The organism is Roseovarius sp. YIN77, assembly GCF_057219155.1.
Window position 1 is genome coordinate 85921 of sequence record NZ_JBXVVI010000006.1, and the last position, 18752, is coordinate 104672.

At 56.5% G+C, this 18752-nt stretch carries 19 protein-coding genes; 16 read left to right on the forward strand and 3 right to left on the reverse strand.

All coding sequences use genetic code 11. The features are described from left to right. The first annotated feature begins 306 nt into the window (after positions 1 to 306). From AC2D8P_RS08080 to AC2D8P_RS08110, 7 genes are read left to right on the forward strand one after another with little or no spacing between them, the layout of a single operon-like run. Positions 307 to 1008, forward strand: coding sequence for a response regulator transcription factor (locus AC2D8P_RS08080; protein ID WP_484701799.1), 702 nt, complete (start codon positions 307 to 309; stop codon positions 1006 to 1008). A 2-nt stretch (positions 1009 to 1010) separates the two neighbouring features. Next, positions 1011 to 2720, forward strand: a complete 1710-nt coding sequence (locus AC2D8P_RS08085; protein WP_484701801.1) for a sensor N-terminal transmembrane domain-containing protein — start codon at positions 1011 to 1013, stop codon at positions 2718 to 2720. Positions 2721 to 2735: 15 nt separating this feature from the next. Beyond that, a complete protein-coding gene (locus AC2D8P_RS08090; RefSeq protein WP_484701803.1) occupies positions 2736 to 3197 on the forward strand; it encodes an HPr kinase/phosphorylase in 462 nt (153 codons plus the stop codon). Between the two features lie 12 nt (positions 3198 to 3209). Beyond that, the gene (rapZ, locus tag AC2D8P_RS08095) at positions 3210 to 4121 is read left to right on the forward strand and encodes an RNase adapter RapZ (protein ID WP_484701805.1); all 912 of its coding nucleotides are present in this window, start codon (positions 3210 to 3212) and stop codon (positions 4119 to 4121) included. After that, positions 4118 to 4519 carry a PTS sugar transporter subunit IIA gene (locus AC2D8P_RS08100; RefSeq protein ID WP_484701807.1) on the forward strand — a complete coding sequence of 134 codons (402 nt, stop codon included), beginning with the start codon at positions 4118 to 4120 and terminating at the stop codon, positions 4517 to 4519. The genes rapZ and AC2D8P_RS08100 overlap by 4 nt, the downstream gene beginning before the upstream one ends. A gap of 1 nt (position 4520) precedes the next feature. Further along, positions 4521 to 4790, forward strand: coding sequence for an HPr family phosphocarrier protein (locus AC2D8P_RS08105; protein ID WP_484701809.1), 270 nt, complete (start codon positions 4521 to 4523; stop codon positions 4788 to 4790). A gap of 38 nt (positions 4791 to 4828) precedes the next feature. Then, the gene (locus AC2D8P_RS08110) at positions 4829 to 5695 is read left to right on the forward strand and encodes a lysophospholipid acyltransferase family protein (RefSeq protein ID WP_484701811.1); all 867 of its coding nucleotides are present in this window, start codon (positions 4829 to 4831) and stop codon (positions 5693 to 5695) included. Between the two features lie 69 nt (positions 5696 to 5764). Here the strand turns inward: AC2D8P_RS08110 and AC2D8P_RS08115 are convergent, their stop codons facing one another. Both AC2D8P_RS08115 and AC2D8P_RS08120 read right to left on the reverse strand, forming a co-directional pair. Then, the gene (locus tag AC2D8P_RS08115) at positions 5765 to 6955 is read right to left on the reverse strand and encodes a low temperature requirement protein A (protein ID WP_484701813.1); all 1191 of its coding nucleotides are present in this window, start codon (positions 6953 to 6955) and stop codon (positions 5765 to 5767) included. A 146-nt stretch (positions 6956 to 7101) separates the two neighbouring features. After that, positions 7102 to 7977, reverse strand: coding sequence for a 3-hydroxybutyryl-CoA dehydrogenase (locus AC2D8P_RS08120; protein WP_484701815.1), 876 nt, complete (start codon positions 7975 to 7977; stop codon positions 7102 to 7104). A 187-nt stretch (positions 7978 to 8164) separates the two neighbouring features. Here AC2D8P_RS08120 and AC2D8P_RS08125 point away from each other — a divergent pair, with 187 nt between their 5' ends. Continuing rightward, entirely contained in the window at positions 8165 to 9001 is an 837-nt protein-coding gene (locus AC2D8P_RS08125) for a DUF6473 family protein (protein WP_484701818.1), read from the forward strand. Positions 9002 to 9137: 136 nt separating this feature from the next. Beyond that, on the forward strand, positions 9138 to 9839 hold the full coding sequence (locus AC2D8P_RS08130; RefSeq protein WP_484701820.1) for a sugar transferase: 702 nt from the start codon (positions 9138 to 9140) through the stop codon (positions 9837 to 9839). A 3-nt stretch (positions 9840 to 9842) separates the two neighbouring features. Here the strand turns inward: AC2D8P_RS08130 and AC2D8P_RS08135 are convergent, their stop codons facing one another. Then, positions 9843 to 10709, reverse strand: coding sequence for a MurR/RpiR family transcriptional regulator (locus tag AC2D8P_RS08135; RefSeq protein WP_484701822.1), 867 nt, complete (start codon positions 10707 to 10709; stop codon positions 9843 to 9845). Positions 10710 to 10820: 111 nt separating this feature from the next. On the opposite strand from AC2D8P_RS08135, the gene AC2D8P_RS08140 reads away from it, so the two are divergent. The 7 genes from AC2D8P_RS08140 (at position 10821) to AC2D8P_RS08170 (ending at position 18657) form a co-directional block, all read left to right on the forward strand. Next, the gene (locus AC2D8P_RS08140) at positions 10821 to 11606 is read left to right on the forward strand and encodes an N-formylglutamate amidohydrolase (RefSeq protein WP_484701872.1); all 786 of its coding nucleotides are present in this window, start codon (positions 10821 to 10823) and stop codon (positions 11604 to 11606) included. Beyond that, a complete protein-coding gene (locus AC2D8P_RS08145) occupies positions 11599 to 12195 on the forward strand; it encodes a TRAP transporter small permease subunit (RefSeq protein WP_484701824.1) in 597 nt (198 codons plus the stop codon). The genes AC2D8P_RS08140 and AC2D8P_RS08145 overlap by 8 nt, the downstream gene beginning before the upstream one ends. Next, positions 12195 to 13517, forward strand: a complete 1323-nt coding sequence (locus tag AC2D8P_RS08150) for a TRAP transporter large permease (protein WP_484701825.1) — start codon at positions 12195 to 12197, stop codon at positions 13515 to 13517. Before AC2D8P_RS08145 ends, AC2D8P_RS08150 begins: the two co-directional genes overlap by 1 nt. 47 nt (positions 13518 to 13564) lie before the next feature. Next, on the forward strand, positions 13565 to 14599 hold the full coding sequence (locus tag AC2D8P_RS08155) for a TRAP transporter substrate-binding protein (protein ID WP_484701827.1): 1035 nt from the start codon (positions 13565 to 13567) through the stop codon (positions 14597 to 14599). A 60-nt stretch (positions 14600 to 14659) separates the two neighbouring features. Beyond that, on the forward strand, positions 14660 to 16024 hold the full coding sequence (locus AC2D8P_RS08160; protein ID WP_484701829.1) for a glutamine synthetase family protein: 1365 nt from the start codon (positions 14660 to 14662) through the stop codon (positions 16022 to 16024). A gap of 108 nt (positions 16025 to 16132) precedes the next feature. Further along, on the forward strand, positions 16133 to 17515 hold the full coding sequence (locus tag AC2D8P_RS08165) for an aldehyde dehydrogenase family protein (RefSeq protein WP_484701830.1): 1383 nt from the start codon (positions 16133 to 16135) through the stop codon (positions 17513 to 17515). Continuing rightward, positions 17512 to 18657, forward strand: coding sequence for an iron-containing alcohol dehydrogenase (locus AC2D8P_RS08170; protein WP_484701833.1), 1146 nt, complete (start codon positions 17512 to 17514; stop codon positions 18655 to 18657). The genes AC2D8P_RS08165 and AC2D8P_RS08170 overlap by 4 nt, the downstream gene beginning before the upstream one ends. The last annotated feature ends 95 nt before the right edge of the window (positions 18658 to 18752 follow it).

Below are 18752 nucleotides of genomic sequence, written 5' to 3' on the forward strand. Positions count from 1 at the left end.
TTGACGTCTCACGCGGCGGCAGCGCCGCGAATCCGACGCGATGCGGGTCGGATGCGACGTCTTTACAAGCCTGATCCGGGATTGAACAGAGGACAGTGACATCGTTAGCGCCACCAAGTTTGGTTTAGCGCAATCAAGATCGGTTTAGCGCAAACAAAGCCCGATATTTCATCGCGCCCGCCGGTTTTTCAGCCACAGTTTACGCCTGCGAAACAATGAAATGCAGATATAAGTTGATTCCCTCGACCAGAAACACGAGTATAGCCAAAAAAAGAAGGCATTCGGGCAGCACAAGGAATTTACACCATGTCGAAAATCGCACTGGTGGATGATGATCGTAACATCCTGACCTCTGTATCCATTACGCTCGAGGCTGAAGGCTTCGAAGTGGAAACCTATAATGACGGGCAGTCCGCGCTGGACGCCTTCAACAAGGCGCTGCCGGACATGGCCGTGCTGGATATCAAGATGCCGCGCATGGACGGCATGGACCTGTTGCAGCGGCTGCGCCAGAAAACCCAGATGCCAGTGATTTTCCTGACCTCCAAGGACGATGAGATTGATGAGGTTCTGGGCCTGCGCATGGGGGCCGACGATTATGTGAAAAAGCCATTTTCGCAGCGCCTTCTGGTCGAGCGCATCCGGGCGCTTCTGCGTCGGCAGGAAGCGATCGACAATGATGAGGTCGCCACTGAGGAAGATCAGAAAATCATGACGCGCGGCGAATTGTCGATGGACCCGCTGCGCCATTCTGTTTCGTGGAAGGGGCAGGATGTCTCCCTGACGGTGACCGAATTTCTGCTGCTTCAGGCCCTGGCCCAACGCCCCGGTTTTGTAAAAAGCCGCGATCAGCTGATGGATGTGGCCTATGACGATCAGGTCTATGTGGATGACCGGACGATTGACAGTCATATCAAGCGTCTGCGGAAAAAGATGCGCATGGTCGATAATGAATTTTCCGCCATCGAAACGCTCTATGGTATCGGATACAGGTATAACGAAGAGTGAGTATGACAGCGGGGGCTGACATGAGTGACAATGAACCTGCACGGCGGGTCAGTGTTGTTCTTGGCGAAGACTGGGTTGGCCCCGATGGTTCGGTGGACAAGGAAATCCGTCAGGGACGGGAACGCAGGCGGGTTATTTCGCTGAACCGGTCACCCTTGGCGCGCAAAATTATCACATTCAACCTTTTGGCCATGATTTTTCTGGTGGCAGGGGTTTTGTTTCTGAACCCGTTCCGGGATTCGTTGGTCTATCAACGAGAAGTCGGAATGATCGCAGAGGCAGAGCTGGTCGCCAATGTGTTCGAGGCCCGACTGGAAGCTGTAAGCGGTGCCTCTGTCTCTGATATGCGCGAAACATTATCCAGCCTGGATTTACGCCGTGGGGTTGATGTTTATCTATACGATACGTTTGCACGGCCCGTAGGCACATCGCTGGGCAGCCAGCGCGAGACCGACCCAACCCCGCCTGAAGAGCTGCGTGGCGAACGCAGCACTGTGATTACCGATTTTCTGAGCGGCATGTGGAAGGTTCTGTCTGCGGTGTTGTCGCCTGACAGCAGCGACCAAAATGGTGCGGATATTGCCGATGGCATTCGGGTATTGTCCAAGGATGCATTGTCCGATGGGACGCGAGTGCATACCTGGCGTCAGGCGGATGGGCGCACAAGTTTCGTTGTTGCCACACCGATTGAACGCGGAGGCCGCACCATCGGTGTTGTCGCATTAAGCAGCGCAGCAGGTGAAATTGACGAACTGGTCCGGCAGGAACGCGAACAGGTCTTGCAGGTCTTTATGATTGCCATTCTGGTGTCTGTTGGTCTGAGCCTGCTGTTGGCGTCGACCATTGCCAACCCGTTGGCCGATTTGGCGGCGGCGGCCGAGCTGGGGCGGGATAAAAACGCCCGCAAGATGAGCCCGGGCCGGGTGCGTATCCCCGACCTGACGGCGCGCCCGGATGAGATTGGCCGCCTGTCGGGCGCCCTAAGGGGGATGATTGCCGCGCTTTACGACCGCATCGATGCCAACGAACAATTCGCCGCCGATGTCGCCCACGAAATCAAGAATCCGCTGGCCAGTCTGCGATCTGCGGTGGGCACGTTGCGTGTGGCCAAAAAAGACGAACACAGGGTCAAGCTTTTGGATGTGATTGACCATGATGTGCGCCGTCTGGACCGTTTGGTCAGTGATATTTCCAACGCTTCCAGGTTGGACAGCGAGCTGGTGAAAGAAGAGGAAGAGGCGTTCAACCTCTTGCGCATGGTTGGCAATCTGGCCGATCATCTGGGCGGGGAAGCGGGCAAGAAGGGTGTCGAATTCATCACTGATCTGCCGCGTGATCCGATCATCATTCAGGGGCTGGAACCGCGTCTGGCGCAGGTCTTTGTAAACCTGATTTCCAATGCGATATCATTTTGCGAATCCGGCGATGCAATCCGGGTCTGGGCACGGCGGCGGGAAAACCGGGTGTTGGTGGTGGTCGAGGATACCGGACCGGGCATTCCCGATCAGGCACTTCACAAGATATTCAACCGTTTCTATTCCGAACGACCCGAGGGTCAATTTGGAAACAATTCCGGGTTGGGGCTGGCGATTTCAAAGCAGATTGTAGAGGCCCATGGCGGCGTGATCTGGGCCGAAAACATCCGGCCAACAGATGCCGATATCGCCTCTGAACCTTTGGGCGCACGCTTTGTGGTTGGTCTTCCGATCTGACCATGGGGGGTGAGTATGACCGACAGGATCATCGGCCCCGATAGCGGAATTCGAGATGGCGATCAGCACTATTTTCATGGCACAACAATCGCCGTCGGACGATCGGCTGCCCTGTTGATCGGCCCGTCCGGTTCCGGCAAATCGGGATTGGCGCTAGAGGTGATGAGTTTGGGCGCGTCACTGGTGGCTGATGATCAAACCATTTTGGCGCGACGCGGTGATGGCATCGTTGCCACCTGCCCTGAACCACTGACAGGCCGGATCGAGGCGCGCGGCGTTGGCCTGTTGCGTGCCGAGGTGCAAGAGAGTGCCCTGTTGCAGTTGGTCATCGATATGGAACAAGTCGAAACAGACAGGTTGCCGCCCGCGCGGCGCTGTCGCATTCTGGACGTTCCGCTGCCCCTGCTTCACAAGGTCGAGAGTACCTATTTCGCGGCTGCTGTGATGCAATATCTAAAAGGGGGCCGCAGTGATTGATCAAGGAAGACAATGGTAAGCAACGTCGATGATAGCGGGCAGCGATTGCTGCTGGTGACCGGGCCGTCGGGGGCAGGGCGATCCACCGCGATCAACGCGCTGGAAGATATCGGGTTTGAGGTGATCGATAACCTGCCGATGTCGCTCTTGCCCCGTCTGCTGGCGGGGCCACCGATTGATCGGCCTCTGGCGTTGGGCATTGATGTGCGCAACCGCGATTTCAGCACCACTGCCTTGATCGAATTGATCGACCGGCTGGGGGAACTGACGGATCTGTCGGCAGAGGTCTTGTATCTGGACAGCCGCCCCGATGTGTTGTCGCGCCGATACTCCGAAACCCGCAGGCGCCATCCCCTGGCCCCGGAAGACAGCCCCGAAGTGGGGATTGCCAAGGAAACCGATCTATTGGCCCCGATCCGGGTCCGGGCGGATATCCTGCTGGATACGTCTGATCTGACCCCGCATGAATTGCGCGCCGAGATGGAGGCCACTTTTGCAGGCGAAAGCGGCCAACGGATGGTCATTTCGGTCAATTCGTTTTCTTACAAACGCGGAGTGCCACGCGGCATTGACATGATTTTGGACTGCCGGTTTTTGCGCAACCCCTATTGGGAACCGGCCCTGCGCGGGCTGGATGGACGCGACGTCATGGTGTCTGACTATGTTGAAAGGGACGAAAGATTTCATAACTTCTTTGACAAGGTGACGGATTTGGCGCAGATGCTTCTTCCGGCATATATCGATGAAGGCAAGGCGCATTTTTCGATTGGGTTCGGGTGCACAGGGGGACAGCACCGATCCGTGGCCGTGGCCGAGAAATTGGCCGAGACGCTGACCGGGAAGGGTTGGCAGGTGTCGCTGAGGCACCGGGAATTGGAACGACGGGGACAACAGCCCCCTAGGAAACAGGATGAACAGGCGTGATCGGAATTGTGATCGTAGCCCATGGCGGACTGGCCCACGAATATAAGGCCGCTGTCGAACATGTGGTGGGCCCGCAGGACAACCTGCGTGCCATCTCGATCGAGCCCGAAGACGACCGTGTGGCCAAAGAGCTAGAGATTTGCGACGCGGCGGATGCCGTTGATGCCGGGGATGGTGTGATCGTGGTGACGGATATGTTTGGCGGCTCCCCTTCGAACCTGTCAATGTGCGCCTGCCGGTTGGAAAATCGCAAAATCATCTATGGGGCAAACCTCCCGCTGCTGGTGAAACTTGCAAAGAGTCGCCACAAGCCGTTCGTGCAGGCGGTGGAGGCTTCTCTTGCCGCTGGCCGTCGGTATATTGACAGTTGCAATGGCGCATCCGTGCAGGAGAAATGACGTGGTCACCAAAACGCTGCCAATTGTGAATGAAAAGGGCCTGCACGCCCGCGCCTCTGCCAAACTGGTCGAGGTGGTCGAGGCGCATGATGCCTCTGCCGAAGTGTCGCGTGACGGGCTGTCGGCGGCGGGAGATTCGATTATGGGGCTGTTGATGTTGGCGGCGGCCCGGGGCACCTCAATCGATGTGACCACGAGCGGCCCCGAAGCCGAACAGCTGTCTGTCGCGTTGGAAGCTTTGGTCGCGGATAAATTTGGCGAAGATTTCTGAGGGCGCGCCGGCGAGACGCGCGAGGTATGTCGGGTGTGATGGATCACAGAGAAGACAGTACCCAAGTAGAGCAAGCTGACTATCAGCCCTATGATGGTCGGCGCCTGTCTTATGCGACAACGTTCACCAATCCCTGGAAGGTCTTTGCCATCCGCGTGCTGGAATGGATGACGGCCAAGTTATATCTGCTGCGCCGTGTCCGTGATTTTGAGCGCCGCGGCGTGCCCAAAGGCCAGGCCTTTTTCGATCAGGGGTTGGAGGTCATGGGTATTGATCTGCAAACCCCCGAAGATCAGCTGCAAAATATTCCACCGACGGGCCCGGTTGTGGTGGTGGCAAATCACCCGCATGGGTTGGTGGATGGCATGGTGCTGGCCACGCTGATCGGACGGGTGCGTACGGATTACAAAATCCTGACACGATCCCTGCTAACCGGTGTTCCGGAGATTGAGTATAATATGATCCCGGTGGCCTTTGCGCATGAGGCGGACGCGGTGCAGAAAAATCTGGAGATGCGCAAAGTCTCGATGGATCATCTGTCTGATGATGGTGTGATTGTTCTGTTCCCCTCTGGCGCGGTCGCAGCCTCTGACACGTGGTTTGGGCGGGCCGTCGAACAAGAATGGAATCCGTTCACAGCCAAGATGATCAAACGGTCCGGGGCGACCGTGGTGCCGATTTATTTTCCGGGACAAAACTCCCGCTGGTATCAGATCGCCAATCAAATCTCGGCCACCTTGCGGCAGGGATTGCTGTTGTATGAAATCAAGCACGCGTTCAACAAGCCGCAAAACCCGGTGATCGGCGCGCCGATATCAGCAGAGGAAATCGACGGGTTTACCGGCACGACCCGCGAGCTGATGGCCATGCTTCGTGCGCGGACGTTGGGATTGGGCGAAAGCTAGGCCCCGCAGAACCGACGATCTGCCGAAATCGGATATATTATAGGCCCGAACTATCTGGCGGAGCGTTTCTTATTCGTTGCGGATTTTCATCCATCCCCGGGTCAGCGGCACAACGATTTGGCTGTAGAGCGCCGTGCTCCACAGCAAGTTCCCGATTAAGGTCGGCACATGCGGGACAATAAAAAATGTCACAATGGCGAGGCTGATGCCGAATAGGCGAACACCCCAGCTGCCAAACTCGGTTGCTGTTCGGCGTTCGATCACATTTTGCAGCGCCCACAGCATCGCGATGTAACCTGCCAGCCCAAAACATCCGATGGCGGCGTATTTTGTCGGGAAGGGTTCCCAGAACCCAACCTTCACTTCGGCGGCCAGGGCCACGCCGACCATGACACCGCACAGCATCAATGTCAGGTGTGACAGCCACCAGATGACCAGAGTGGAAAGCTTGGTGTCTTTGGGTTTGCCATTGCCGACAAAATCGAAATAGATCCAACACATCGCGAAAACGGAAATGCCACCGACCACAAAATTGACCAATACATCCGGGGACACTTTGTAAATACCCTTGTCCGATAGGGTGACCACAAGTTTGAAGAACCCTTCGCCAAGTACAATCAATGTCAGAAGTGCAAACCGTTCTGCCATGTGCCCCATACGCGGAACAAACCGTTCAAAGCGCAGCACAGAGATTTTTGGGATCATGTAAATCGCTTGCGTGGCGACCATTGCGATTGCGAACACCCAGTAGGCCAATGGTTGCGGCAGAAAGGCGGTGATCGCAAAAATGAACGCGAAGATAGAGAAATTTCGGATCATCTCCGTACACAGGGATTGCGTTGACGCATTCGTTCGGCGCGCACGAAGGTAAAGAACGGCCAGTAAAACCCGATTGGCGGCAAAGCCAAGGGCGAAATAGACCCAGCCACCGCCACTGATCGCGGGGATTGACGCTGCCATGAACATCAATGTGCAAATCATGGCGGCCATGATGACCCGGTGCCACAAATCTGTACTGACATAGATTGAATTGAAAATGCTGAGCTCACCCCACGCATACCACAGGGTGATGAACACGCCGGCGAAGACCAAAAACCCGTTCAGATCGAGGTGATGCGACAGGTAGTTGCCCAGAAGAAACACGGTGACAACATGGATCAGGTCGTAAAACAGTTCTGTCCAGTGAACATGGTCATTTTCATGATCCAGGTCGAGGTGATGTCTTGGCTTTCGCCACATGGGATGGTCATGCAATGCCATGGGAATACTCGCTGATCAGCAATTGGTCCTGCAAAGTGGTTATACGCCCACCGAACCTGTTTGGATTGTCCTGGTTTGAAGTCACTTTGACATAGCGAGCTTCACCATAGCAAGCCGTAGGTGGCGTGGGCGCAATCCCCGTGGGATCACCGTGTGGGAACCGGCGCCTCGCCCCGATAGTCGTAAAATCCGCGCTGGGTTTTGCGGCCGAGCCAGCCGGCCTCGACATATTTTGTGAGCAGCGGGCAGGGGCGGTATTTGGTGTCGGCCAGCCCGTCATGCAGAACGTTCATGATCGCAAGGCAGGTATCCAGCCCGATGAAATCGGCCAGTTCCAGTGGCCCCATCGGGTGGTTAGTGCCCAGTTTCATGGCGCTGTCAATGGAGGCGACGTTCCCGACGCCCTCGTAGAGCGTATAGACGGCCTCGTTGATCATTGGCATCAGGATGCGGTTGACGATGAAGGCGGGGAAATCCTCGGCGCTGGCGGCGGTTTTGCCCAGTCGTTCGACCACACTCAGGCAGGCGTGATAGGTGGGCTCATCCGTGGCAATACCGCGGATCAGTTCGACCAGCTGCATCACCGGCACCGGGTTCATGAAGTGAAAGCCCATGAACTTTTCCGGCCGGTCTGTGCGGCTGGCCAGGCGGGTGATGGAAATGGACGAGGTGTTCGAGGTCAGGATCGTGTCTGGTTTCAGATGGGGCAGCAGGCCCTGAAAAATCTCGTTCTTGATATCTTCGCGTTCAGTTGCGGCCTCGATCACCAGATCGGTCTGTCCGGCATCGGCCAGTGTCTGGGTGGTGTTCAGGCGGCCCATGGCGGCGTTTTTATCAGCCTCTGATATCAGGCCACGGCTGATCTGACGGCCCATGTTGCGGTCAATCAATCCCCGGGCCTGATCCAGTTGCGCGGATGAGATATCGTTTAAGATCACATCATATCCCGCGAGCGTGCAGACATGGGCAATCCCGTTGCCCATCTGGCCCGCGCCAACAATCCCGATTGATTTGATACCCATCGCCCTATCCCGATCTGTTCGCGCGAACCATAGGCTGTGGGGTCAGCCGGATGCAAGAGAAGCTTGCCGCAATCACGCGATCATAAGATACCCTTAAAGATTTCATCAATTTCGGCACTTAGGGGATTGGAAATGCTTGTCGACAACCCTTGTGGAAAACTTTCTGTCACGATTCTTGGAACACTTCATGCCAATTGCACAACATGGGATCCATCTGGTCGACTACCAAATCTGGCAGCTGTCGAGCGCCAAGCTGGGCTTGCGTGGTCCCGCCTGCGATCTGAGCCGTCCATATCTGGCGTTTCTCGGTGGCACTGAAACTTTCGGACGGTTTATGGAGGCACCGTTCCCGCACTTGATCGGGGCGCGGTTGCATAGGCCGGTGCTGAACCTGGGATGTGTGAACGCGGGGTTGGATGTGTATCTGCGCAACCCGTCCATTCTGAACGCAGCCCATCACGCGACGGCGGCGGTGTTGGAAATTCCAGGGGTGCACAATCAGACCAATCGTTACTATTCGGTACATCCATTGCGCAATGATCGGTTTTTGCGGCCGACCAGAGAGTTGGTTCTGTTGTATCCCGACGTGGATTTCACCGAGGTCATCTTTACCCGTCATCTGTTGAAGGTCCTGAAATCCCGATCGCGTCGGCGCTTTAAACAGCTGCGGGGTGAGCTGCAGCGCGTGTGGGTAGAGCGAATGAAAACCTTGCTGGCGACGATCGGGCCGACGCTGTTGTTCTGGTTCGCGCGCCACCCCCCGGGCAGGGGCGGGCGTGGTTTGGATGCGACCGCCGCCCCGTTATTTGTGACGCCCGAGATGATCCGCGAAATATCCGGCGGTGCCGCGGGATTGGTGTCTGTGGTTCCGGAGGCCGCTGAGATCACGCGTGGGCAACGGGGGTTGCAGTTTACCGCATTGGAGATAGGCGCCGCCCAAACCCAATTGGGATATGAAGCGCATCAGAGAGCGGCAGCGGTGTTGTTAGACCCGATTACCTCAATACTACACACGCATAAGTAATTTAATACATTATTAAACATTTTTAAAGAGAGTGTTTAACGATCTGTTAAGCACAAAGAGGCGATTGGTTATCAGCGCTTGGTCCGTTTCGGACCATCATGCTGTTGTGGCTGGCCCTTTGGCAATTGGGGGGCCTATGCATAACGTCGATAATCTTTACGCCTTGGTGACACCGGGAAAGAAGGCAACAGCGCGTCGGGCTGATATCTGTCAGGTGAGAGCGTCGGACTATGTTTCGGGGCCAGTGAAACGCGCGATGGATATTACATTTGTCGCGCTGTCGCTGCCGTTGCTGGTGCCGTTGATCATTGTGCTTTGGCTGTTGGTCAGATGTGATGGTGGCCCTGGTTTTTTCGGCCATCGTCGTGTTGGCGCGGATGGTCAGACCTTCACCTGTTGGAAGATCCGGACCATGGTGCCAGATGCGGAAAACCAGTTGACAACATGGCTGCAGAACCGACCGCAGGCGGCCCGGGAATGGCGACAGACCTATAAGCTGCACCACGATCCCCGGGTGACATGGTTGGGCCGGTTTCTGCGCAAAACCGGATTGGATGAGCTGCCGCAAATTCTGAATGTGCTGAAGGGTGACATGAGCCTGGTCGGGCCGCGCCCGGTTGTGGCGGATGAACTAAGGAAATACGCAGCCCAACGATGGGTCTATCACGCCTGCCGCCCGGGACTGACCGGATTATGGCAGGTCACCGGCCGCGGAACCGTGTCATACGCGGAACGGGTCGCGCTGGACCGGCGTTATCTGGCCAAGGCCTCTGTCTGGTATGATCTGCTGTTGCTGATTGGCACGGCCAAAACGGTGGTTCTGGCACGCGGAAGCTAAGGGTTACTTCCGAAACAGGCGGGTCATGTCAAAGAGCTTGTCCAGCCGTTCATAGCGCTCTTTGGTTTCGGGCCATCGTTGTTCCTGGGTGGCGGCGATCAGCGCCTCCAGCAGCATCATGGTCGAAGTATTGGAATCCCAGGCAGAAGGAATTTCAACCCAACAGTTAAAGCTGCTGGCTGCTATTTCGGCCACCGGAGAGGTCCACTGATCGGTGATCAGAACCACCGTAACCCCACGTTCAGAGGCCAGTTCCGCCAGACGCAGCAGGTTTGCCTCATACCGTCGGACATCAAAGAGCAGCAGGATGTCGCCCTTTTGCATGTCCAAAACATAATGCGGCCATGTGGCGGAGGATGAGGTCATATGGGTGACGCGTGGGCGGATCGCCTGAAAATGGGTAAAGGCATATTCCGCCAGCGCCTTGGTGATGCGCCCGCCGACGACATAGAGGCGCCCGGTATCATTGGCCAGATGTTTGACGGCGGCGTCGAATTGGACGGCGTCCACATTGGCGAAGGTCTGGCCCAGATTGTGTGTGACCGCCTGGGCAAACCGGTTCAAAAGATGCGATTCCGGCGCCTCGCTGGCCCAGTTAGCCCGACGTTGGGTGGGGCCGGATACCTTGGCCTGCAGTTCTTTCAGCAAGGATTGATGAAATTGCGGATAGCCCTTGAACCCCAGTTTCTGCACCATACGCGCCACAGTCGGGGTGGAGACACCGGCATTTTCTGCCGCAACGGTGATCGAGGCCAGCCCGGCAGATGGATAGTCATCCAGAAGCGCCTGCGCAAACTTCCGTTCGGATTGAGTGAGAGAGGTAAATTGCTGGCGGATCAGCTCTCGAACGCTTTGTTCGGGGTTGGTCACGAGGTCCTCCGGTTTAGATGAATCAAGGTCAAGACTATTCTGAAAATATATTGACACAAAAATGCAAATGTGAAAACTTTTTTACAGAATACTTTGAACGACGGGCGAAACGTGTCGCAAATCCATGAAAACAATGAGGTTGTAGAGGTTTTCAATCCAAATGGATTGGGTCCCGTGGTGATTCTGTGTGAGCATGCGAGCCATCATATCCCTGAGCGCTATGATGGGCTTGGCCTGTCAGATGCGGCGCGCACCAGCCATGCGGCCTGGGATCCGGGCGCATTGGCGGTATCGCAGGCCTTGTCTTTGGTATTGGATGCGCCACTGGTTGCGGGCATGGTGTCGCGTCTGGTTTATGACTGCAACAGGCCGCCGGATGCCCCCGGGGCGATAGCCGAAAAATCCGAAATTTACGATGTGCCCGGCAATCGTGGTCTGAGCGCGGCACAAAAGGCCGAGAGGGTGGCGCATGTTTACACCCCGTTTTGCGGGGCTGTGTCAGAGCTTTTGGATCGGCGTGTGGCCAATGCGCAGCCGACGGCGATTGTGACCATCCACAGTTTTACCCCCGTCTATCTGGGGGCGCATAGGGACGTGGAATTGGGTATTTTGCACGATTCAGATCGGGACCTGACCGATGCCATGCTGATCCAGGCCGAAAAGCTTTCGCATCTGAATATTCAACGCAATCAGCCCTATGGGCCTGCCGATGGGGTGACGCATTCGCTGAAGGTCCATGCCATCAGTCGAGGCTTGCCAAATGTCATGATCGAGTTTCGCAATGATCTGGTGCGCACAGTCGATCAGGAACAAGCGATGGCAGAGGATATTCTAAGCTTGCTGCGCCCGGCATTGATGCGGCTAGGGATGTTGGAAATGGGGTCGGCCCATGGCTAGACCGATCCGTGCCTATATCCGTGCCATCGACGCCATGAACCGATTTATCGGCCGGATCGCGATGTATCTGATTTTTGCGCTGGTGGGCGTATTGCTGTGGTCTTCGGTGTCCAAGACATTCTTTTTGCCATCCCCCTGGACGCTGGAAACGGCGCAATTTGTGATGGTGGCCTATTACGTTTTGGGCGGGCCCTATTCGATCCAGTTGGGATCAAACGTTCGGATGGATCTGTTTTATGGCGGCTGGTCGTTGCGCACCAAGGCGTGGTTTGATGCCTTTACTGTTCTGTTTTTGATGTTTTACCTGTCCATTCTTCTGTATGGCGCCATCGGATCGACGGCCTATTCGCTGGGCTATTTCGGGTTGGAGCCGTTTACCTATTTCAAAGAGCTGATTGTGGTGCTGATCACCGAGGGCCCCACTGCCGCTGGCAAGATGTTGGGTTTTCTGGAACGCAGCTCCACCGCCTGGCGGCCCTATCTGTGGCCGGTGAAATTTATCCTGGTGTTCGGGGTGTTTCTGATGCTGTTGCAATGTCTGGCGGAGCTGTTTCGCGATATCGGACGTATCCGAGGGGAAGAGTTCTGATGTCGCATGAAATGATCGCCATCCTGATGTTTTCCGGCATGATGCTGATGCTGATGACCGGGCAGCGCGTGTTCGGGGCCATCGGCTTTATCGGCGCGCTGGCGGGGCTGATGTTGTGGGGTACGGGCGGGTCGGAAATTCCGTTTTCTGCGGCGATGAAGCTGATGAAATGGTATCCGCTTTTGACGCTGCCAATGTTCATTTTCATGGGCTATGTTCTGTCGGAAAGCCGGATCGCGGACGACCTTTACAAGATGTTTCATGTCTGGATGGGCCCGGTTCGGGGCGGGCTGGCCATCGGGACGATCGGGCTGATGGTGCTGATTTCCGCTATGAACGGGCTCAGCGTGGCAGGTATGGCCATTGGTGCAACCATCGCCCTGCCGGAGTTGTTGCGGCGGGGTTATGACAAGATCATGGTCACGGGGGTGATACAGGCCGGGTCGAGTTTGGGCATATTGGTACCGCCGTCGGTGGTGTTGGTCCTATACGCAATGATCGCGCGTCAGCCCGTTGGGCAATTGTGGCTGGCGGGCGTTGTTCCAGGGCTGATGATGGCCACGATGTTTATCATCTACATCTATGTGCGTTGCCGCATTCAGCCGCATCTGGGGCCTGTGCTGCCAGAGGAAGAACGCAACGTTTCCATGGCGGAAAAGCTGCGCCTGCTGCGGGCCGGTATTCTGCCACTCGCAATTTTCGCGATGATGATGGTGCCGTTCGTCAAAGGCTATACCAGCCTTGTTGAAAGTTCGGCCATTGGCGCGATGACCGCGTTCGTTGCTGCCGTGATCAAGGGTCGGATGACCAAAGAGGTGTTTGAGACTTCGGTCAGGCAGACGCTGGCGATTTCCTGCATGTTCATGTGGATCATTCTGGCCGCACTTGGCTTTGGCGCGATCTTTGATGGGCTGGGCGCGGTGAAGGCGATTGAAAACCTGTTCACCCAGCAGCTGGGTCTGGGGCCATGGATGATCCTGATCCTGATGCAGCTGAGCTTTATCATCATGGGGACGTTTCTGGATGACACGGCGATGTTGGTCATTGTCGCGCCCCTCTATGTGCCGCTGGTGGGGGCGCTGGGCTTTGATCTGATCTGGTATGGGGTTCTTTATACAATCACCACGCAGATCGCCTATATGACCCCGCCGTTTGGCTATAACCTCTTTCTGATGCGGGCCATGGCGCCGCCAGAGATCGGATTGAAGGATATTTACAAATCGATCATCCCGTTTGCCATGGTCATGGTGCTGGCGCTGTCGCTGGTGATGATCTTTCCGCAAATCGCATTGTGGTTACCCGAGTATGTCTATGGAAAATAACAATAAAAAGACTTTGAAACTGGCCGTTAACAAAAGGGAGAACTAAAATGACAACTAGACGTAAGTTTCTACAAACCGCAGGTGTCAGCGCGGTCGCTGCACCGTTGGCAGCACCAGCCATCGCGCAATCCACCATTACCTGGCGGCTTCAAACCTATGCCGGAACACCTTTGTCTGACCACGTGGTCAAGCCAATGGTTGAAAACTTCAACAAGATTGCTGGCGATGAAATGCAGATCGAGCTTTTCCTAGCCGATCAGTTGGTTCCAACCGGGGAGCTGTTCCGTGCCATGCAGCGCGGCACGATTGACGCGGTGCAGTCGGATGATGACTCTATGGCCTCACCGACCGAGGTGACCGTGTTTGGCGGGTACTTCCCGTTCGGCTCTCGCTATTCACTGGATGTGCCGGTTCTGTTCGAACAGTATGGCCTGAAGGAGATTTGGGAAGAGGAATATGCCAAGGTTGGCGTCAAGCATATCAGCGCCGGATCCTGGGATCCGTGCCACTTTGCCACCAAAGACCCGATCAACAGCCTGGCGGATCTGCAAGGCAAACGCGTCTTTACCTTCCCAACCGCGGGCCGGTTCCTGAGCCAATTTGGCGTGGTGCCTGTGACCCTGCCATGGGAGGATATCGAGGTCGCGATGCAGACCGGTGAGCTGGACGGTGTGGCCTGGTCAGGCATCACCGAAGACTATACCGTTGGCTGGGCGGATGTGACCAACTACTTCCTGACCAACAACATTTCTGGCGCCTGGATCGGGCATTTCTTTGCCAATATGGATCGCTGGAATGAGGTGCCAGAGCATTTGCAAACCCTGTTGAAGGTCTGCATGGATCAGTCGCACTACTATCGCCAGTATTGGTACTGGGGTGGTGAAGCCAATTTGCGTGTGAATGGTACAAAAATGCAACTAACCTCGATCCCGGATGCGGAATGGGCACAAGTCGAACAAGCCGCCACTGTGTTTTGGGATGAAATCGCGGCCGAGTCAGAGACCAAGGCGAAAGTTGTTGAAATCTTCAAACAGTATAACGCTGATATGGCAAAGGCTGGACGGCCTTATCGCTACGGTTAATATCAATCCCCGGCGCAGCGTGATCTGCGCCGGGACCCTTTTACAGACAGGATAAAACAGATGGCGGGCAAGCTGAGTTTTGATGATCTGAGCGCACAGGTCGCATCAGGCGAAATCGATACGGTTTTGGTATGCGCGGTTGATATGCAGGGGCGCCTGATGGGTAAGCGTTATCACGCGGCGGCCTTTGTCGACAGTGGACATAAGGAAACCCATTGCTGCAAATACCTGCTGGCCACCGATCTGGAAATGGCAACACCCACGGGGTTTGCCTCGACCGGTTGGCAATCGGGCTATGGCGACTATGTGATGGTGCCAGACCTGAGCACCATCCGCCCCGTTCCGTGGCTGGAGGCGACCGCCATGGTGCTGTGTGACATCATCGATCATGCGACACATAAACCTGTGCCCCACGCGCCCCGCGAGATGTTGAAACGTCAGATCGCGCGTTTGGCCGATATGGGATATACCGCCACGATGGCGACAGAGCTGGAGTTTTTCCTGTTTGAGAAGAGCTTTGCCGAGATCGGGGCCGACAAGTTCCGCGATCTGACCCCGATCAGCGCCTATAATCAGGATTATCACATCCTGCAGACCACCAAGGAAGAGCACGTGATGCGTCCCTTGCGCAACGGGCTGTACGAAATGGGCGTGCCGGTTGAAGGGTCGAAAGGTGAGGCCGAGACCGGTCAGGAAGAACTGAATATCAAATATGCAGAGGCCCTGGCCTGTGCCGATCATCATACGATTGCCAAACACGCCACCAAAGAGATCGCCTGGCAGAACGGTCACGCGGCGACGTTCATGTCGAAATGGTCCCATGACAAGGTGGGGTCCGCCAGCCATGTGCATCAATCCTTATGGGCGGATGGCAAACCGGCGTTTTTCGATCCGGACCGGCCATTGGGCAAGTCTGAACTGATGGATCACTATATGGCCGGGATGCTGAAATATGCGGCCGAATATACCTATTTCATGGCACCTTACGTGAACAGCTACAAACGCTTTGCCAAGGGCACCTTTGCACCCACGCAAATCGTCTGGTCGGTGGACAATCGCACCGCAGCCTTCCGTCTGTGCGGCGAAGGAAGCAAGGCCATCCGTGTGGAATGCCGGGTGCCGGGGGCGGATATGAACCCCTATCTGGCGCAGGCCGCGATGCTGGCCGCCGGGATCAAGGGGATCGAGGAGAAGCTGACGCTTCAGGATCCGTTTGATGGCGATGCCTATGCGGGCGAGGCGGTCAGTCATATGCCACATAACCTTCGCGATGCGCGGCAAACGTTGGCAGGATCAGCGATGCTGCGGGCAGCGATGGGGGATGATGTGATTGATCACTACACCCGGGCCGCCGAAGTGGAGTTGGAGGATTTTGATCGTGTGGTGACGGATTATGAAATCGCCCGCGGATTTGAACGGTCGTAGGTTTGGGACGATGGGGCGCTGCCCCTCTTGGCCTTCGGCCAATTCACCCCGAGGTATTTTTGGCGAAAGGAAGGGCCCGTTGGGTGGCCCAAGAATGGAGATCTTGGCATGAGCCAGACATTGAAATGTATATCACCGATTGATGGATCGGTTTTTGCCGAGCGCGAGGTTTCATCGCGTGAGGCAGCATTTGAGGTAGCGGCGCGCGCGCGGGCGGCGCAAGCCGAATGGGCGACGCGGCCGTTGCAAGAACGTATCGACCTGGTGATGGCGGGCGTGGCCGCCGTGGGTGCGATGAATGACGAGATCGTGCCGGAACTGGCCCATATGATGGGGCGCCCGGTGCGCTATGGCGGGGAGTTTGGCGGGTTTAACGAACGCTCACAGTATATGGCGGAGATTGCCGAAAGCACGTTGGCCGATATTGAGGTGGGTGAGGACGCGACGTTCAAGCGCTATATCAAGCGCGTTCCGCATGGGGTCGTGTTTGTCGTGGCGCCGTGGAATTACCCCTATATGACGGCAATCAACACCATTGCCCCGGCGTTGATTGCAGGGAATACGGTGGTGTTGAAACATGCCACACAGACCCTGTTGGTGGGGGAACGGATGGTACGGGCCTTCCATTCGGCAGGGGTGCCGGAGGACGTGTTTCAGAATGTGTTCCTATCCCATGACGTGACAAATGCCCTGATTGCAGGCAATGCCTTTGATTTCGTGAATTTCACTGGCTCTGTTGGCGGCGGTCAGGCGATGGAGCGCGCAGCGGCGGGCACATTTACCGGCGTGGGCACAGAGCTGGGCGGCAAGGACCCCGGCTATGTCATGGAGGATGCTAATCTGGATGCCGCCGTCGACACGCTGATCGACGGGGCGATGTTCAATGCGGGCCAGTGTTGTTGCGGGATTGAACGCATTTATGTGCATGAAAGCCTGTATGATGATTTCGTTGCCAAGGCGGTGGCGATCGTGAAAGGCTATAAGCTCGGCAATCCGTTGAATGCCGACACCACCATCGGCCCGATGGCGAATGTGCGTTTTGCCCAAGAGGTTCGTGCCCAGATCGCAGAAGCCGTGGCCGACGGCGCAGTGACCCATATCGAGACGATGGCCGAGGATGATGGCGGCGCCTATCTGACCCCGCAAATCCTGACCAATGTCACCCACGATATGCGGGTGATGCGAGATGAAAGCTTTGGCCCCGTGGTCGGGATCATGAAAGTGGCATCGGACGTTGAGGCCATCGCCCTGATGAATGACAGCGAATTTGGCCTGACGGCAAGCCTGTGGACCCGTGATCTGGATCGGGCTGCCCGGGTCGGGGACGCCGTTGAAACCGGCACGGTTTTCATGAACCGGGCGGATTATCTGGATCCAGGCCTGTGCTGGACCGGCTGCAAAAACACCGGGCGTGGCGGGGGATTGTCGGTGATCGGCTATCACAACCTGACGCGTCCGAAATCCTATCATATGAAAAAGGTGACATCATGAGCCTGACTGGAAACTGGTCTTATCCGACCGCGATCAAATTCGGGGCTGGCCGGATCAAGGAACTGCCGGATGCCTGTGCGGCGGCTGGCATCAAGCGGCCCTTGTTGGTGACGGATAAGGGGCTCGCGAACCTGCCGGTCACGCAATCGACGCTGGATATCATGGAGGCCGCCGGTCTGGGTCGGGGGCTGTTTAGCGAGGTCGATCCGAACCCCAACGAGATGAATCTGGAGGCGGGAGTTGCTGTATATAAGGCCGGGGGTCATGACGGGGTGATTGCATTTGGCGGTGGATCAGGTCTGGACCTTGGCAAAATGGTCGCCTTTATGGCCGGGCAAACACGGCCTGTCTGGGATTTTGAGGATATCGGCGATTGGTGGACGCGCGCCGATGCCGATGCGATTGCGCCAATCATTGCTGTGCCAACCACGGCGGGCACCGGATCGGAGGTCGGGCGCGCCTCTGTCATTACCAACTCTGAAACCCATGTGAAGAAGATCATCTTCCACCCCAAAGTGTTGCCGACCGTCGTGATTTGTGACCCGGAACTGACCGTGGGCATGCCGAAGTTTATCACTGCGGGGACAGGTTTGGATGCCTTTGCCCATTGTGTGGAGGCCTATTCCAGCCCGCATTATCACCCGATGAGCCAGGGCATCGCGCTGGAGGGGATGCGGTTGGTAAAGGACTATCTGCCACGCGCTTATGCCGATGGCACGGATATCGAGGCGCGGGCGCAGATGATGTCGGCGGCGGCGATGGGGGCGACGGCGTTTCAAAAGGGCCTGGGCGCCATTCATGCCATGAGCCACCCGGTCGGCGCGCATTTCAACACCCATCACGGCACCACCAACGCGGTCTGTATGCCTGCGGTGTTGGAGTTCAACGCACCAGCGATATCGGACCGTTTTGACCAAGTCGCCGCCTATCTGGGCATTGACGGTGGTTTTGCCGGATTTTGCAATTTTGTTCAGGAGCTTAACGACTCCCTTGGTATCCCGCGCCGCCTGTCCGATCTGGGCGTGACGGAGGATGTCATCCCCGAGCTGGTGAAGGGGGCCGTGATCGATCCGAGCTGCGGTGGCAACCCGATTGAACTGAATGAGACCAATCTGGAGGCGCTTTACCGCGCTGCCCTGTAGGGCCAAAACCCGATGCGGTAACGCGTCGGTATTGCGTCGGTGTAACCATTGCCTCTGCGGATCATCTGCGGGGGCATTTTCATGTTGAGGGGTCA

Coding starts and splice junctions, on each gene's coding strand:
- AC2D8P_RS08115 (WP_484701813.1), bottom strand. CDS start 6,955: ATGGCATTGCATGACCATCCCATGTGGCGAAAGCCAAGACATCACCTC.
- AC2D8P_RS08150 (WP_484701825.1), top strand. CDS start 12,195: ATGTCGCATGAAATGATCGCCATCCTGATGTTTTCCGGCATGATGCTG.
- AC2D8P_RS08160 (WP_484701829.1), top strand. CDS start 14,660: ATGGCGGGCAAGCTGAGTTTTGATGATCTGAGCGCACAGGTCGCATCA.
- AC2D8P_RS08165 (WP_484701830.1), top strand. CDS start 16,133: ATGAGCCAGACATTGAAATGTATATCACCGATTGATGGATCGGTTTTT.
- AC2D8P_RS08120 (WP_484701815.1), bottom strand. CDS start 7,977: ATGGGTATCAAATCAATCGGGATTGTTGGCGCGGGCCAGATGGGCAAC.
- AC2D8P_RS08130 (WP_484701820.1), top strand. CDS start 9,138: ATGCATAACGTCGATAATCTTTACGCCTTGGTGACACCGGGAAAGAAG.
- AC2D8P_RS08110 (WP_484701811.1), top strand. CDS start 4,829: ATGGATCACAGAGAAGACAGTACCCAAGTAGAGCAAGCTGACTATCAG.
- AC2D8P_RS08085 (WP_484701801.1), top strand. CDS start 1,011: ATGACAGCGGGGGCTGACATGAGTGACAATGAACCTGCACGGCGGGTC.
- AC2D8P_RS08170 (WP_484701833.1), top strand. CDS start 17,512: ATGAGCCTGACTGGAAACTGGTCTTATCCGACCGCGATCAAATTCGGG.
- AC2D8P_RS08090 (WP_484701803.1), top strand. CDS start 2,736: ATGACCGACAGGATCATCGGCCCCGATAGCGGAATTCGAGATGGCGAT.
- AC2D8P_RS08080 (WP_484701799.1), top strand. CDS start 307: ATGTCGAAAATCGCACTGGTGGATGATGATCGTAACATCCTGACCTCT.
- rapZ (WP_484701805.1), top strand. CDS start 3,210: ATGGTAAGCAACGTCGATGATAGCGGGCAGCGATTGCTGCTGGTGACC.
- AC2D8P_RS08155 (WP_484701827.1), top strand. CDS start 13,565: ATGACAACTAGACGTAAGTTTCTACAAACCGCAGGTGTCAGCGCGGTC.
- AC2D8P_RS08125 (WP_484701818.1), top strand. CDS start 8,165: ATGCCAATTGCACAACATGGGATCCATCTGGTCGACTACCAAATCTGG.
- AC2D8P_RS08145 (WP_484701824.1), top strand. CDS start 11,599: ATGGCTAGACCGATCCGTGCCTATATCCGTGCCATCGACGCCATGAAC.